The sequence below is a fragment of the Streptomyces aurantiaciflavus genome (genome assembly GCF_049808595.1).
Classification (GTDB): Bacteria; Actinomycetota; Actinomycetes; order Streptomycetales; family Streptomycetaceae; genus Streptomyces.
In genome coordinates this window covers 7327-22211 of record NZ_JBNCAQ010000020.1, presented here as the reverse complement: position 1 = coordinate 22211, position 14885 = coordinate 7327, and the positions used below count along the sequence as shown (strand labels likewise).

At 72.8% G+C, this 14885-nt stretch carries 12 protein-coding genes and 1 pseudogene; 4 read left to right on the top strand and 9 right to left on the bottom strand.

What is annotated here, in order from left to right; translation table 11 throughout:
* Positions 1-2 precede the first annotated feature (2 nt).
* The 3 genes from ACPT94_RS23710 to ACPT94_RS23700 all read right to left on the bottom strand — a co-directional run bounded on the left by ACPT94_RS23710 (position 3) and on the right by ACPT94_RS23700 (position 3062).
* Positions 3-1283, bottom strand: a complete 1281-nt coding sequence (locus tag ACPT94_RS23710; protein WP_360337831.1) for an HRDC domain-containing protein — start codon at positions 1281-1283, stop codon at positions 3-5.
* Between the two features lie 166 nt (positions 1284-1449).
* Complete coding sequence (locus tag ACPT94_RS23705; protein ID WP_189939059.1) at positions 1450-2112, bottom strand: response regulator transcription factor; 663 nt, start codon at positions 2110-2112, stop codon at positions 1450-1452.
* Positions 2113-2384: 272 nt separating this feature from the next.
* Entirely contained in the window at positions 2385-3062 is a 678-nt protein-coding gene (locus tag ACPT94_RS23700; protein ID WP_360337827.1) for a DUF3000 domain-containing protein, read from the bottom strand.
* A gap of 186 nt (positions 3063-3248) precedes the next feature.
* On the opposite strand from ACPT94_RS23700, the gene hemE reads away from it, so the two are divergent.
* Positions 3249-4325, top strand: coding sequence for a uroporphyrinogen decarboxylase (gene hemE / locus ACPT94_RS23695; protein WP_360337824.1), 1077 nt, complete (start codon positions 3249-3251; stop codon positions 4323-4325).
* A gap of 34 nt (positions 4326-4359) precedes the next feature.
* On the opposite strand, the gene ACPT94_RS23690 is transcribed toward hemE, so the two are convergent.
* The 3 genes from ACPT94_RS23690 to ACPT94_RS23680 form a co-directional block, all read right to left on the bottom strand.
* Positions 4360-4932, bottom strand: a complete 573-nt coding sequence (locus ACPT94_RS23690) for a hypothetical protein (protein ID WP_360337821.1) — start codon at positions 4930-4932, stop codon at positions 4360-4362.
* A gap of 101 nt (positions 4933-5033) precedes the next feature.
* The gene (locus tag ACPT94_RS23685; RefSeq protein ID WP_360337818.1) at positions 5034-6356 is read right to left on the bottom strand and encodes a chymotrypsin family serine protease; all 1323 of its coding nucleotides are present in this window, start codon (positions 6354-6356) and stop codon (positions 5034-5036) included.
* Positions 6357-6594: 238 nt separating this feature from the next.
* The gene (locus tag ACPT94_RS23680; RefSeq protein ID WP_360337815.1) at positions 6595-7404 is read right to left on the bottom strand and encodes a rhomboid family intramembrane serine protease; all 810 of its coding nucleotides are present in this window, start codon (positions 7402-7404) and stop codon (positions 6595-6597) included.
* A gap of 135 nt (positions 7405-7539) precedes the next feature.
* On the opposite strand from ACPT94_RS23680, the gene ACPT94_RS23675 reads away from it, so the two are divergent.
* Positions 7540-7812, top strand: coding sequence for a hypothetical protein (locus tag ACPT94_RS23675; protein ID WP_360337812.1), 273 nt, complete (start codon positions 7540-7542; stop codon positions 7810-7812).
* A 103-nt stretch (positions 7813-7915) separates the two neighbouring features.
* On the opposite strand, the pseudogene ACPT94_RS23670 reads toward ACPT94_RS23675, so the two are convergent.
* Both ACPT94_RS23670 and ACPT94_RS23665 read right to left on the bottom strand, forming a co-directional pair.
* A pseudogene (locus ACPT94_RS23670) lies at positions 7916-9348 on the bottom strand (FAD-dependent oxidoreductase).
* A 33-nt stretch (positions 9349-9381) separates the two neighbouring features.
* Positions 9382-10350, bottom strand: coding sequence for a DUF4349 domain-containing protein (locus ACPT94_RS23665; RefSeq protein ID WP_425246767.1), 969 nt, complete (start codon positions 10348-10350; stop codon positions 9382-9384).
* A 183-nt stretch (positions 10351-10533) separates the two neighbouring features.
* Between ACPT94_RS23665 and hemG the strand changes: the two genes are divergently transcribed.
* A complete protein-coding gene (gene hemG, locus ACPT94_RS23660) occupies positions 10534-12075 on the top strand; it encodes a protoporphyrinogen oxidase (RefSeq protein WP_425246766.1) in 1542 nt (513 codons plus the stop codon).
* Positions 12076-12080: 5 nt separating this feature from the next.
* Entirely contained in the window at positions 12081-12812 is a 732-nt protein-coding gene (gene hemQ, locus ACPT94_RS23655; RefSeq protein ID WP_360337803.1) for a hydrogen peroxide-dependent heme synthase, read from the top strand.
* A 68-nt stretch (positions 12813-12880) separates the two neighbouring features.
* On the opposite strand, the gene ACPT94_RS23650 is transcribed toward hemQ, so the two are convergent.
* Positions 12881-14506 carry an alpha/beta hydrolase gene (locus ACPT94_RS23650; protein ID WP_425246765.1) on the bottom strand — a complete coding sequence of 542 codons (1626 nt, stop codon included), beginning with the start codon at positions 14504-14506 and terminating at the stop codon, positions 12881-12883.
* Positions 14507-14885: the final 379 nt, after the last annotated feature.

Sequence of the window (14885 nt, the reverse complement as noted above, 5' to 3'; positions counted from 1 at the left end):
CCTCAGGCGGACAGCGCCGCGACCAGCACCGGCGTCACCTGCTCCACCTGCCAGGGCCGCGCCCCGTACGCCGTGAGCGCGGAGGCGATCGACTCCTCGTCGACGGGCTGCGGCGGCTCCCAGCAGACGCGCCGAACGGTGTCCGGCGCGACGAGGTTCTCCTGAGGCATGTTCAACCGCTCGGCCAACGCGGAGACGGCCGACCTCGCCGCACTGAGCCGCGCGGCCGCCGCGGGGTCCTTGTCCGCCCAGGCACGCGGCGGCGGAGGTCCGGCGACCGGCTGCCCCGGCTGCGGCAACTGCGCCTCGGCCAACGCCTTCACCCGGTCGACGGCCGCCTGCCACTGCTCCAGTTGCCGCCGCCCCATCCGATGCCCGAACCCGTTCAACGCGGCGAGCGCGTGCACGTTGGCCGGAAGGGCGAGCGCGGCCTCCACGATGGCCGCGTCCGACAGCACCTTGCCCGGCGACACGTCCCGCCGCTGGGCGATCCGGTCGCGGGTCTGCCACAGCTCCCGTACGACACCGAGCTGCCGCCGCCGGCGCACCTTGTGCATGCCGGACGTACGACGCCACGGGTCCTTGCGGGGCTCCGGCGGCGGGGCCGAGGCGATCGCGTCGAACTCCTGGCGGGCCCACTCCAGCTTGCCCTGCCGGTCCAGCTCCTTCTCCAGCGCGTCCCGCAGGTCGACGAGCAGCTCGACGTCGAGGGCCGCGTACCGCAGCCACGGCTCGGGCAGCGGGCGGGTGGACCAGTCGACGGCGGAGTGGCCCTTCTCCAGGACGAAGCCGAGGACGCCCTCGACCATCGCGCCGAGGCCGACCCGCGGGAATCCGGCCAGCCGTCCGGCCAGCTCGGTGTCGAACAGCCGCGTCGGCACCATGCCTATCTCGCGGAGGCAGGGCAGGTCCTGGGTGGCCGCGTGCAGCACCCACTCGGCGCCGGACAGCGCCTCGCCCAGCGCGGACAGGTCGGGGCAGGCGACGGGGTCGACCAGCGCGGTGCCGGCGCCCTCGCGGCGCAGCTGGACCAGATAGGCGCGCTGGCCGTAGCGGTAGCCGGAGGCGCGCTCGGCGTCGACGGCGACGGGGCCGGAGCCGGCGGCGAAGGCCGCGATCACCGCGGCGAGCGAGGCCTCGTCGGCGACCACGTCGGGGATGCCCTCGCGTGGTTCCAGTAGAGGTGTCGGCGCCCCGGAAGCAGTAGATCCGCCGTCGTCCGGAGGGGCGCCTCCGGTGGTTCGCAGTGAGCTGGCTGCTGCGGTTTCTTGGGCGTCGGTCACCTGTCAAGGGTATCCGTGTGTGGACGGCGCCCGCCGACGGAACGTTCCGCCGACGGGCGCCGCAGGGTCGTAAACCGGTCAGGAAGGGGGAGGGGCCGGGACGGGGGTCCCGGTGGCCTCTCCGGAGGGGCGTGCGTGGATATGTCGGTGGGAAAAGTCGGTGGGGTCAGTGGATGATGCCGGTCCGCAAAGCCACCGCGACCATGCCGGCGCGGTCGCCGGTGCCCAGTTTGCGGGCGATGCGGGCGAGGTGGCTCTTGACGGTCAGCGCGGAAAGGCCCATCGAGACGCCGATCGCCTTGTTGGACTGGCCTTCGGCGACCAGTCGCAGCACCTCCACCTCGCGGCCGGACAGCTCGCGGTAGCCGCCCGGGTGGCTCGGGGCACCCGGGGGGCGGCGGTGGAGGCGGGCGGCGGCCGCGCCGATGGGGGCGGCACCGGGCCGGGTGGGGAGCCCGACGTTGGTGCGGGTGCCGGTGACGACGTAGCCCTTGACACCGCCCGCGAGGGCGTTGCGCACGGCGCCGATGTCGTCGGCGGCGGAGAGGGCCAGCCCGTTGGGCCAGCCCGCGGCTCGGGTCTCCGACAGAAGGGTCAGGCCGGAGCCGTCGGGTAGGTGGACGTCCGCGACGCAGATGTCGCGGGGGTTGCCGATGCGGGGACGAGCCTCCGCGATGGACGAGGCTTCGATGACATCGCGCACACCGAGCGCCCACAGATGGCGGGTGACGGTGGAGCGGACGCGTGGGTCGGCCACGACCACCATGGCGGTGGGCTTGTTCGGGCGGTAGGCGACCAGGCTTGTGGGCTGCTCGAGGAGAACGGACACCAGGCCTCCTGGGATGCGGGACGGGGCCGGCTCGTGGGGATCAAGCCGGGACGAACCGTGCTTTCAAGGTCACAGTCGTCTTCGGCACCGAGCCCGGGGTCCTTTAGAGAATGATCACGATCTAGTGAGTAACAATTCGTGCAATTCGGACACGCGATCGATCATCCGAAGATCGAGTCGGTTTGAGTGGGTGCTGCATGAGATCGAAAGTGGCCGTATCGACAAAGAGATGGTCAACGATGAGGTCGGAAGGGTTGCCCGGTGGAAAACGGTCAACGCTGCTGCGGCCCGCGTCGCTGCGGCAGCGTCACCACCGACGCGTCCCCCGGACCGGCCGGCGGCAGCCCCGCCACCTGGGCCAGCAGATCGCACCAGGACGCCAGATGCGCCGCCGTGTCCGGCACCCCGCCCAGCCCCTCCCGGGGCGTCCACGAGGCCCGGATCTCGATCTGCGAGGCCGCCGGACGCTCCGCCAGCCCGCCGAAGTAGTGCGAGCTCGCACGCGTGACGGTCCCGCTCGGCTCCCCGTACGTCAGACCGCGCGCCTGGAGCGCACCCGTCAGCCAGGACCAGCACACCTCGGGCAGCAGCGGGTCGACGGCCATCTCGGCCTCCAGCTCGGCGCGGACGAGGGTGACCAGGCGGAACGTGCCGCGCCACGCGTCGTGCCCGGCCGGGTCGTGCAGCAGCACCAGCCGGCCGTCGGCCAGATCCTGGTCGCCGTCCACGACCGTCGCCTCCAGCGCGTACGCGAACGGGGCGAGCCGCTGCGGGGCCGGGGTGGGCTCCACCTCGATCTGGGGCCGCAGCCGGGCCGCCCGCAGGGCGTCGACCGCAGCCCGGAAGGGCGGCGGCACCGCACTGTTCCCCTGCTGGTCCCCCTCCCCGGTGTCCTTCTCGTCGTCCATTCCGCCCGTGCCGTCCGACAGTCGTCCCTGAGCCGCAGCCATGCGGGGAAGATTAAGGGGAACGGGGGCTTCGCGCAGGGCAAGACACCCGCGCGCGGGACCCGGGCGGCTGCGCGCTGGGCGAACACGCGCACGGGTCGAGGGTCCGGCGGAGGGGCGGCCGGGGAGCGGCAGGGGGGCGGCAGGGGGCCGCCGCACCGCCTCGGGCGCCGTGCGAGACTTGCCGTCGTGAGCGTGAACGAGGGCCCCGCGGGCCGGCAGCCGACAGCGACGTACGACAGCCCCTTCCTGAAGGCATGCAGGCGGGAACCCGTGCCGCACACGCCCGTGTGGTTCATGCGGCAGGCCGGGCGCTCGCTGCCGGAGTACCGCAAGGTCCGCGAGGGCATCCCGATGCTCGAGTCCTGCGAGCGGCCCGAGCTGGTCACCGAGATCACCCTCCAGCCGGTCCGCCGGCACAACGTGGACGCGGCGATCTACTACAGCGACATCGTCGTCCCGCTCAAGGCCATCGGCATCGATCTCGACATCAAGCCCGGCGTCGGCCCGGTCGTCGAGCACCCGATCCGCACCCGCGCCGACCTGGCCCAGCTGCGTGACCTCACCCCCGAGGACGTCTCCTACGTCACCGAGGCGATCGGTCTGCTGACCCGCGAGCTCGGCTCCACCCCCCTCATCGGTTTCGCGGGCGCGCCTTTCACCCTCGCGAGCTACCTCGTCGAGGGCGGACCGTCGCGCACGTACGAGAACGCCAAGGCGATGATGTACGGCGACCCCGAGCTGTGGGCCGAGCTGCTGGACCGGCTCGCGGACATCACGGCCGCGTTCCTGAAGGTGCAGATCGAGGCGGGCGCGAGCGCCGTCCAGCTCTTCGACTCATGGGCCGGAGCCCTCGCCCCGGCCGACTACCGCCGCTCGGTGATGCCGGCCTCCGCGAAGGTCTTCGACGCCGTCGCCGGGTACGGCGTCCCGCGCATCCACTTCGGCGTCGGCACCGGCGAGCTGCTGGGGCTCATGGGCGAGGCCGGCGCGGACGTCGTCGGCGTCGACTGGCGCGTCCCGCTCGACGAGGCCGCCCGCCGCGTCGGCCCCGGCAGGGCACTCCAGGGCAACCTCGACCCGACCGTCCTGTTCTCCTCCACCGAGGCCGTCGAGACCAAGACCCGCGAGGTGCTCCAGGCGGCGGCCGGTCTGGAGGGCCACGTCTTCAACCTCGGCCACGGCGTCATGCCGTCCACCGACCCGGACGCGCTGACCCGGCTCGTGGAGTACGTCCACACGCAGACGGCTCGCCAGGTGTATTGATCACGAGCGCCACCCGGTTGCCACGGACCGCGGGCTACCGGGCGAAGGTGACCTCCGGCGCCGGGCCTTCCGCCACGACCGCGTCGCCGTAGCGCGCCGTCAGGAGGGACCGGGCCGTCGCCACGTCGTCGGTGGTGACGACCACCACGCCCCGTACGACGTCCGGCCCGACGGTGGCGACGCGCACACCCTTGGAGCGGAGGGTGGCGGTGTCGGCGAGGATCCGTCGGGTCAAGGCGTCGAGTTCCTTCGCGGTCCGCCGGGTGTCGGCGAAACGTACGGACGCGGAGGAGAAGCGCCGCGTCACGGACTCGTCCAGCGCGTCGCCCGACCGGGGGACGCGGTGGACGACGGTCGTCGTCCCCTCCGCGGACACTCCCGTGTAGGACTGCGGGAAGTGCTGTTCGGCGTACGCCGCGATCTCGTCGATCTCCGGCGGGTTCTGCTTCCCGGAGTCGTCCGAAGGCGAGACGGACGACTTCTGCGCGTGAGCCGACGGCTCGGCGCTCCGACTCGTGGTGGCGCAGGCGGTGGCGACACCGGCGACGAGAAGAGAGCCCAGACCTGCCGACAGCACCAGGAGACTCCTCCGACGGGACCACTTCATGATTCCGCGCCACCCTTCCGAACCGTTCTCGGTACTCGTCATGTCTCTGTGTTCCGGGGCGCACCCCCCTTCCAGGGTGCGCCCCGGAACGACCCGTGGGGTCAGCCGGTCTTGACGGTCACGCCCAGACCGCTGGCGATGCTGCCGATGTTGACGTGGAACGAACGCGTGGAGCACAGCCGGCCGTCGCTGGTGAGGCCCGTGCAGTCGCCCTGGTAGCTCCCGAGGGCGATCATGGATATCAGACCGCGCGCGGTGATCCGCTCCGGGTTGCTGTGCGTGCCGGCGACGGGTCCGCCGCTGTCGCCCTGCCCGACCGTCGCGTCGCCCTCCTCGTTGAGCGCCCAGAAGCCGGGGCCGACGGCCACGCCGTCCTCGTTGGTGACGTACTGGTTGGTGTGGGTGACGCGCAGGACCGAGGCCCCGGACCACGAGCCGGAGGCGAAGACGTAGGAATTCACCGCGGGGTTCGCGGCCGCGCCGACGTAGGTGCCCTCGTTGGAGTTGTGGTCGCCGATGTAGATCGCGGTGCCGTAACTGGCGCCGCTGAGCACCATCGCGTCGAGCGCGGCGCTGCCGGAGTTGCTCGTTCCGACCAGGAGGTCGCCCTGGGGCGTCCGCCACTCCTTGTTCGTTCCGCAGTGCTGCGCCGAGAGGATGCCCTCCGTTCCGTTGCTCCGGCGGACGGGGAAGGCGGTGGTGCAGTACGTGTAGTTGCGGAGGATGGGGTCGACCAGTCGGTCGATCGCGTTGCCGCCCCAGAAGGGTTCCGTGTCGTTCCAGCGGCTCACGGACTTCGAGACCGGATCGGTCGTGTAGCTGAGGGGGATGCCCTCGTCGGTCACCGCCGGGGCGACGGAGCGGGCGCTCGCGCCGCCCTCCGTCGCGACCTCCAGCCCGGTGAAGTCGGGAGTGGGGCCCACCCGTCGGACCTTGCCCACGAGGGATGCGGGCGGCGAGTCGATGAACTCGCGGGCCGCGGCGTCCAGTTCCCGGAGGGAGAACCGAGCGGGCTCGACCTTCACGGCCACGGACGCGTCGTCGGTGATCGAGCGTACGGCGAGCGGCAGTTCACCCTTCCAGTGCAGGGTCACCTCGTCCGGGCGCACCTCGAGTCCGGTGAAGCCGGCGAGGTTCTTCTCCCGTACGGCGATGTCGATGGCGTCGGCGACTTCCTGAGCCTCGGCCTGGCCGCTGAGGCGTGCGTCGGAGAGGAGTTCGTTGCGGGTGGGGGACCTGTCACCGGTCGCCGGCCCGCCCGGCTTCACGGCCGGGTTCCCGGACCAACTCGCGGACGCGACGGCGTGGTCGGGTCGCTGTGCCCGCGTCTCGCCGGTGGGTGCGGCGGTCGAGGTCCACGTGGTGGCGGCCAGTGTGAGCACGGTGGTCGCCGCGACGGTGATACGTCTCGCCTTGCTGTGCACATGTCCTCCTTGCGTGAGGGCTCTGTGGCGCATGGGAGGCCGGGGCATCCGGCCGGTCACAAGCTGCCACACAGGGAGGCTTCATAGTCATGAAACAGCAAAGCGACAGTATGGTTTGAGCAAAGTTGCCCTGTCGGAGGCGTCTTGACGGACCTTTTGCCGACGTCAGCCCTGACGAAGTGACAGATGGCCGGAACTCATCGCCCGGTGGCCGGGGCGCGTGCTCGCGGTGCCCCCGCTACTGCCAGCGTGGCCGGGCCCGCCTGCCGAACAGCAGGCCGCGCGGTTCCGGCGGCGGGGGAGTGCCCGCCTTGAGCGGCCAGGCGAGCAGCATGCCCGCGAGGAAGCCCACGATGTGCGCCGCGTACGCCACCGTGCCCGCGTCGGAGACGCCCTCGCCGGACGAGTACACCGCCTGGAGAACGAACCACGCGCCCAGCACCATCCAGGCCGGCAGCCTCAGCGGCAGGAAGATCAGGAACGGGACGAGGACCCACACCCTGGCCTTCGGATACAGCACCAGATAGGCACCCAGCACACCCGCGATCGCCCCGGAGGCACCGATCAGCGGGTCGGCCGAGTCGGCGTTCAGCAGGGCGAAGCCGTACGACGCCGCGTAGCCACAGGCGACGTAGAAGAGCGCGAAGCGGACGTGGCCCATGCGGTCCTCGATGTTGTTGCCGAAGATCAGCAGGAACAGCATGTTGCCCAGCAGATGCAGCCAGCCGCCGTGCAGGAACATCGCGGTGAACACGCTCAGCGCCGGGGACTTGTCGTAGCCCGGCGGGCCCAGCACACAGCCGCCGTCCCGCACGGCGCCGGTGGGGACCAGGCGGGGCAGCTGATCGTGGATCAGCTCGCGCGGCACGGCCGCGTAGTGCTCCAGGAAGGCGTGCAGATGGCACGTCTGAGCCAGCGTGCTGTCGCCGGCCACGGAACCGGACAGGCCGGGCATGAAGAGGAACACGAAGACGTTCGCGGCGATCAGCGCGTACGTCACCACCGGGGTACGGCGCACGGGGTTCACGTCATGGACGGGGATGACCACAAGAAAGTACTGCCCCCGATCCGTTCGGCGAATCGGCGCCCGCGGTGAACGGGCCGCTCGGGCCCTGCGTATGTCTCGGCAACCGCCCGCGGCCCGGGGAAGGCGGACCGCGGGGACGACGTGAGGAACAGGCGAATGAACGACCGGGTTACTCCTCCGATGCACGCCACGCCCGACGGCGAGGCGGAGCTCTCTCTTGTCATCCGGCTGCCCTGGGAGGACGTGGCACGGCTCGGCCAGGAGGCCGGGCGGCTCGCTTCGCAGATGCAGCGGCCGGTGACGCTGGACGAGGCCGTCAGTCACCGGTTGCGTTCTCGGCCCGCGGCCGCCGCGCACGCGAAGCCGGCGGAGCAGTCGCCCGCGGCGGCCGCGGTCTCCGCTCTGCCGAGGCTCACCGGGACGGCTTAGGAGCGTCGCGGGGCGCGGGTCGGCTGCGGCCGGTCGCGTCACGCGGCGCGGCCGCGGATCGACACAGCCCCGCGCCCCTCGACGCAACGGCCGTGCCGCGTCCCTACGCGTTCCGTGTCTTCGCCGCTGCCTTTCGCGCCGCCACCAGTACCGGGTCCCACACAGGACTGAACGGCGGGGCGTAGCCCAGGTCCAGGGCCGTCATCTGTTCCACCGTCATGCCGGCCGTGAGGGCCACCGCCGCGATGTCCACCCTCTTGCCCGCGCCCTCCCTGCCGACGATCTGCACGCCCAGCAGGCGGCCGGTGCGTCGTTCGGCGAGCATTTTGACCGTCATGGGGGAGGCGCCGGGGTAGTAGCCGGCGCGGCTGGTGGATTCGATGGTGACTGTCTCGTACTGGAGACCGACCCTGCGGGCGTCCTTCTCGCGGAGGCCCGTGCGGGCGATCTCCAGGTCGCAGACCTTGCTGACGGCCGTGCCGACGACGCCGGGGAAGGTGGCGTAGCCGCCGGCGGCGTTGGTGCCGATGACCTGGCCGTGCTTGTTGGCGTGGGTGCCGAGGGCGATGTGGCGTTCCTGACCGGAGACCAGGTCGAGGACCTCGACGCAGTCGCCGCCCGCCCAGATGTTCTCGTGACCGCGCACCCGCATCGCCAGGTCGGTGAGGAGGCCGCCGTGGGCGCCGAGGGGGAGGCCGGCGGCCCGGGCGAGGCCGGTTTCCGGGCGGACGCCGATGCCGAGGACCACCACGTCCGCCGGGTACTCGGCGTCCTGGGTGACGACCGCCCGGACGCGGCCGTCGTCGTCGGTGAGCAGCTTGGTGACCTCGGCGTCGTCGACCATGGTGATGCCGAGGGCCTCCATGGCCTCGTGCACCAGCCGGCCCATGTCCGGGTCGAGGGTGGACATCGGTTCGCTGCCCCGGTTGACGACCGTCACCAGAAAACCGCGGTTGATGAGCGCCTCGGCCATCTCCACGCCGATGTAGCCCGCCCCGACCACCACGGCACGCCTGCCACGCGCGCGCGTGAGCGTGTCCAGCAGTTCCTGCCCGTCGTCCAGTGTCTGCACCCCGTGCACACCCTCGGCGTCGACCCCCGGCATGTCCGGCCGGACCGGGCGGGCCCCGGTCGCGATGACGAGCTTGTCGTACGACGTCCAGGACTCCGCCCCGGAATCGACGTCACGCGCGCGTACCCGCTGCCCGGCCACGTCGATCTCCGTGACCTCGGTGCGCAGGCGCAGGTCGATTCCGCGCGCGCGGTGCTCCTCGGGCGTGCGGGCGATCAGATCGTCCCGCTCGGTGACGTCACCGCCGACCCAGTACGGGATGCCGCACGCGGAGTAGGACGTGAAGTGGCCGCGTTCGAACGCCACAATCTCCAGCTCGTCGGGGCCCTGAACGCCACAATCTCCAGCTCGTCGGGGCCCTTCAGCCGGCGGGCCTGGGACGCCGCGGACATGCCCGCGGCGTCCCCGCCGATCACGACCAGCCGCTCCCGCCCGGACGGCCCCTGGCGCGCGCTCTCGCTCATGCTCATGCGAACACGCTACGGGCGGACGGCGGTTCAGTCCCGCTCGGCCTCACCGGGCGCCGTCCGGCGCCGGCCCCGGAGCAGCCGCAGCCACACCAGCAGGAGCACGAGGGCCACCGCGGCGAACGGCAGCACCGCGCCGAACACGACGGCGATCCAGCGCAGCGTGGTCACCAACGCGTCCCAGCCGCCCGCGAGCGCGTCCAGGAAGCCCGGGTCGTCGTCCTCCTTCGCCTTCTTCGCCACCGGCTTCTCGGACAGGGTCAGCGTGATGGTGGCCATGCTGGTGCGGTCCTTCAGGGACGCCTGCTGGGCGAGCAGCGCCTCCAGGTCGGCCTCGCGGCGGCTCAGTTCTCCCTCCAGGGTGACCACGTCGCTGAGCTTGGTCGCCCGGTCCATCAGTTCGCGGATCCGGGCGACGCTGACGCGCTGCGAGGTGATGCGGCTCCCGACGTCGACGACCTGGTCGGTGACGTCCTGCGCCTTCGCCGTGCGCTCCAGGAGCTTGCCCGCACCCTGGAGAGCGGAGAGGACGTCGTCGTACTTCTCGACGGGGACGCGCAGGACGACCCGGGTGTGCTCGGCGCCCTCCTCGTCGCGGGTGGTGGTCTCGTCGCCGACGTAGCCGCCCGCGTTCTCGGTGGCGGCGCGGGCCTCGTCGAGAGCCTTGGGCACGTCCTTGACCTGCACGGTCAGGGTCGCGGTGCGGATGATGCGGTTCACGGGCAGCTTCGGGGCGGCGCTGGGCTTCGAGACGGTCCCGCCCGCGCCCTGCTTGCCGCCCTCCGCGACGCCGCCCTCCGCGACGCCGCCCTCCGCGACGCCGCCCTCCGCGACGCCGCCCTCCGCGACGCCGCCCTCCGCGGCGGCCGCCTTGTCGTTCGCCTGGGAGGTGGTGCCCGCCGAGTCGTCCGCGCCGCTGCATCCGGCGAGCGCGACCGTGGCGGCGAGCAGAAGTCCCGCCAGGGCGTGGAGTGGTCGTACGGAACGTCGTGTGCGCATGTGGGCGTACCCCCCAGGGTCCTGGAACGACTGATGCCTCTTCGACGCCGGGGCGCGGCGGGACGTTGGCCGCCCACGGTTCCGATGAGGTCACGGTCGGGACTCGGCGCGGGCACACCGGCCCGTGCGGACGGGCCGAACGGCCCTGTCGGGAGTGTCAGTGGCGTCTGAGAGAGTGGGATCATGCGCGAAGCGGAGACACGCACGGGAGCGGGGCACGCCGTCGTCATCGGGGGTGGGATCGCCGGCCTCGCGGCGGCCCACCGGCTGCTGGACGGCGGCAGACGCGTGACCGTGCTGGAGGCCTCGGACCGGATCGGCGGCAAACTGCTCCCCGGCGAGATCGCGGGCGTGCGGGTCGATCTGGGCGCCGAGTCGATGCTGGCCCGCCGCCCCGAGGCCGTCGCCCTCGCCCGCGAGGTGGGCCTCGCCGACCGCCTGCAGCCACCGGCCACCGCGACGGCCTCGATCTGGACCCGCGGCGCCCTGCGCCCCATGCCCAAGGGCCATGTCATGGGCGTCCCCGGCACCGCGGCCGCCCTCTCCGGCGTCCTGTCCGACGAGGGCCTCGCCCGCATCGAGCGCGACGCCGACCTGCCGCGCACCGAGGTCGGCGAGGACGTGGCGGTGGGGGAGTACGTGGCGGCCCGGCTGGGCCGCGAGGTCGTCGACCGTCTCGTCGAGCCCCTGCTGGGCGGGGTCTACGCCGGGGACGCCTACCGCATCTCGATGCGCTCGGCCGTCCCCCAGCTGTATCAGGCCGCGCGGACCCGTACGTCGTTGACGGAGGCCGTCCGCGAGATCCAGGCGAAGGCCGCCGCGAACCAGCAGACCGGCCCGGTGTTCATGGGCGTCGAGGGCGGCGTGGGCCGACTCCCGCTCGCCGTCGCGGAGTCGGTTCGCGCGCGGGGCGGCGAGATCGTCACCGGGGCGCCGGTGACGGAGCTGCGCAGGGTGGCCGCACCGGCCGGCGAAGGGAGCGAGGCGGGCACGGGCGCGCCCGGTGACGCGTCCGCCCGCGTCCCCGCGGCGGCGCGGCCGCACACGGTCTGGCGGGTCGTCGCGGGGGAGCGGGCGCTGTACGCCGACGCCGTGATCGTCGCCGTCCCCGCGCCCGTCGCCGCCGGGCTGCTGTCCGCCGAGTCCTCCGAGGCCGCAGCCGAACTGCGCACCGTCGAGTACGCCTCCATGGCCCTGGTCACCCTCGCCTACCGCCGCTCCGAGGCCGCCCTGCCCGACGGCAGCGGCTTCCTCGTCCCGCCCGTCGACGGCCGCACCATCAAGGCGTCCACCTTCGCCTCCCAGAAGTGGGGCTGGATCGCCGACGAGGACCCGGACGTGATCGTGCTGCGCACGTCTGTCGGGCGGTACGGCGAGACGGAGATCCTCCAGCGGGAGGACGCCGACCTCGTCGACGTCTCCCGGCACGACCTCCAGGCGGCCACCGGCCTGGCCGCCACGCCCCTCGCCACCCGCGTCACCCGCTGGACGGACGGCCTGCCCCAGTACCCGGTCGGCCACCACGCGCGTGTGGCCCGCATCCGCGAGCACGTCGCCAAGCTGCCCGGCCTCGCCGTGTGCGGCGCCCCGTACGACGGGGTCGGCATCCCGGCCTGCATCGCGAGCGCCCACGCGGCCGTCGACCAGATCGGCGGTGACCTGCGCGCTGTGCAGGAGCTCACCGCCCACCCCGTGCAAAGTCTGCACGGCGGAGCGGGAGAATGAGAACCATGAGTGACGACGCCCCCACCACCGAGCCCGGCAGGATCCCGAACAAGGGCAAGCTGGCCAAGGACCTCAACGAGGTCATCCGCTACACGCTGTGGTCCGTCTTCAAGCTGAAGGACGTGCTGCCCGAGGACCGCACCGGCTACGCCGACGAGGTCCAGGAGCTGTTCGACCAGCTGGCCGCCAAGGACGTGACGATCCGCGGCACGTACGACGTGTCCGGTCTGCGCGCCGACGCCGACCTCATGATCTGGTGGCACGCCGAGACCAGCGACCAGCTCCAGGAGGCGTACAACCTCTTCCGTCGCACCAGGCTGGGCCGCGCCCTGACGCCGGTCTGGTCGAACATGGCGCTGCACCGCCCCGCCGAGTTCAACCGCTCGCACATCCCGGCGTTCCTCGCCGACGAGACGCCGCGCGACTACGTCAGCGTCTACCCGTTCGTGCGGTCCTACGACTGGTACCTGCTGCCCGACGAGGACCGCCGCCGTATGCTCGCCGACCACGGCAAGATGGCCCGCGGCTACCCGGACGTCCGCGCCAACACGGTCGCCTCGTTCTCGCTGGGCGACTACGAGTGGATCCTGGCCTTCGAGGCCGACGAGCTCTACCGCATCGTCGACCTCATGCGCCACCTGCGCGCCAGCGAGGCCCGCATGCACGTCCGCGAGGAGGTCCCCTTCTTCACCGGGCGCCGTAAGTCGGTGGCCGAGTTGGTCGCCGGGCTCGCGTGACCGGAGCGGCATGCGGGGTGGGCCGGGGGTCCGGACGAGCACCCTGCGGCTCCGCCGCGTGGGTGTGATCAGCCGTGGACGGCCCGTGGCTTCTGGGCCGACTCGCGCGGAGCGCTCGGCTTCGGCTCGGGGTGCGGTGCGCAGGACGCGCGCCGCACCGGCAGCCGGCCCTCCAGCAGGTAGGCCTCCAGATGGCCGTTGACGCAGCGGTTCTTGCCGCCCGCGATGCCGTGGGCGCCGGCGTCCCGCTCGGTCACCAGCACCGAGCCGCTCAGCCGCCGGTGCATCTCTAGGGCGCCGTCGTAGGGGGCGGCCGCGTCCCGCTCGGCGGCGAGGATCAGCGTCGGCGGCAGCTCACCCGGCCCGGTCCGCACGTCCAGCGGCTTCTGCCGAGGCTCCGGCCAGTAGGCGCACGGCAGGTTCATCCACACGTTGTCCCAGGTCTCGAACGGCGCCACCCGCGCGAGCCGGGTGTTGTCCAGGTCCCACACCCGGAAGTCCGTCGGCCAGGGCCCGTCGTTGCACTCCACCGCCGTGTAGACGGCGTTCGCGTTCTCCGTCTCCTTCGCGGCCTCCCGGACCGGCGCGGCCAGTGCGATCAGCGGCTTCGGGTCGCCCTTCAGATACGCCGACAGAGCCTCGGCACGGGACGGCCAGTAGTCGTCGTAGTACGCGGCCTGCAGAAACGCGCTCTGCAACTGCCCGGGCCCCACCTTCCCGCCGGCCGGTGCGGCGGCGAGCCTCGCCCGCGCCCGTTCGTAGCTGCGCAGCACCGCCCCCGAGGTGCCGCCCAGCCGGTACACGCGGTCGTGCCGGGCGGCCCACTCCCGGAAGTCCGCCCAGCGACTCTCGAAGGCCGCCGACTGGGCGAGGTTGTTGTGGTACCAGATCCGCGCGGGGTCCGGGTTCACCGGCGCGTCGAACACCATGCGCCGCACGTGCGAGGGGAACAGCGTCGCGTACAGGGCCCCGAAGTAGGTGCCGTACGACGCGCCCAGGAACGTGAGCTTCTGCTCCCCGAGCGCGGCCCGCAGGACGTCCAGGTCGCGGGCGTTGTTCAGGGAGGTGTAGTGCCGAAGGGCGCCGCCCGCCCGTTTCGCGCAGGCACGCGCGTACGCCTTCGCCTGCGTGACGCGCTCCTGTTTGTAGGCCTCCGAGGGGTGCGTCGGCGCGAGTGAGGGCGCCTTGACGAACTGCTGGGGGTCCTGGCAGGACAGCGGCGCCGAGCGTCCGACCCCGCGTGGGTCGTAGCCGATCAGGTCGTAGGCGGCCGCGACGCGCTTCCACTCGGGCAGCTGCCCGGCCAGTGGGAAGACCAGGCCGGAGCCGCCCGGCCCGCCCGGGTTGAAGACCAGCGCGCCCTGCCGCGGTACCCGGTGCTTGCTGTTGTGCGGGTCGCGGTGGGTGGCCCGCATCCGGCTGACGGTCAGTTGGATCTGCTTGCCGTCCGGACGGGCGTAGTCGAGCGGGACGGTGACCGTGCCGCACTGCACGCCGGCCGGCAGGACCGGCGTGTCGGGGCACTTCCCGAAGGTGACGCCCTGTTCCGCGGCGCGGGCGGCGGCGAGCGCGACGCCGGAGTCCGAGCCGGAGCCGACGCCGGTCCCGGCGCTCGGAACACCGCCCGCCGGGGCGGCGGCGAGCGTGGTCAGGAGCAGGGCTCCGGCGACCGGGTAGAGGGCGGCGGCTCTCATCGGGGTCCCTTCGATGCACGGCGGCGACAAAAGGGATGTTTCGTTCACCTGTTGGGGAAGGCAAGCACCGTCCGCGGGTGTCGGCGCCAATGCCCCGTGTGCGCCCTCCGGGATCGGCGCGCGTCCCGCGCCCTCGCCACCGGACGCGCCCCGCGTCCCGGAACCGGGCGCGCTCCGGAACCCGGACGCGCCCCGCACCCCGGAACCCGGACCTGTCCCGGAACCCGGATGTGTCCCGCGCCCCGGAACCCGGACGCGCCCCGCACCCCGGAACCCGGACCTGTCCCTGAACCCGGGCGCGTACGGCCGGGGGGGGGGGGGGGGGGCGCCGCCGCCGCCGGGGGGGGGGGGGCGGCCCCCGCGCCCCCCCCCCCGGGCG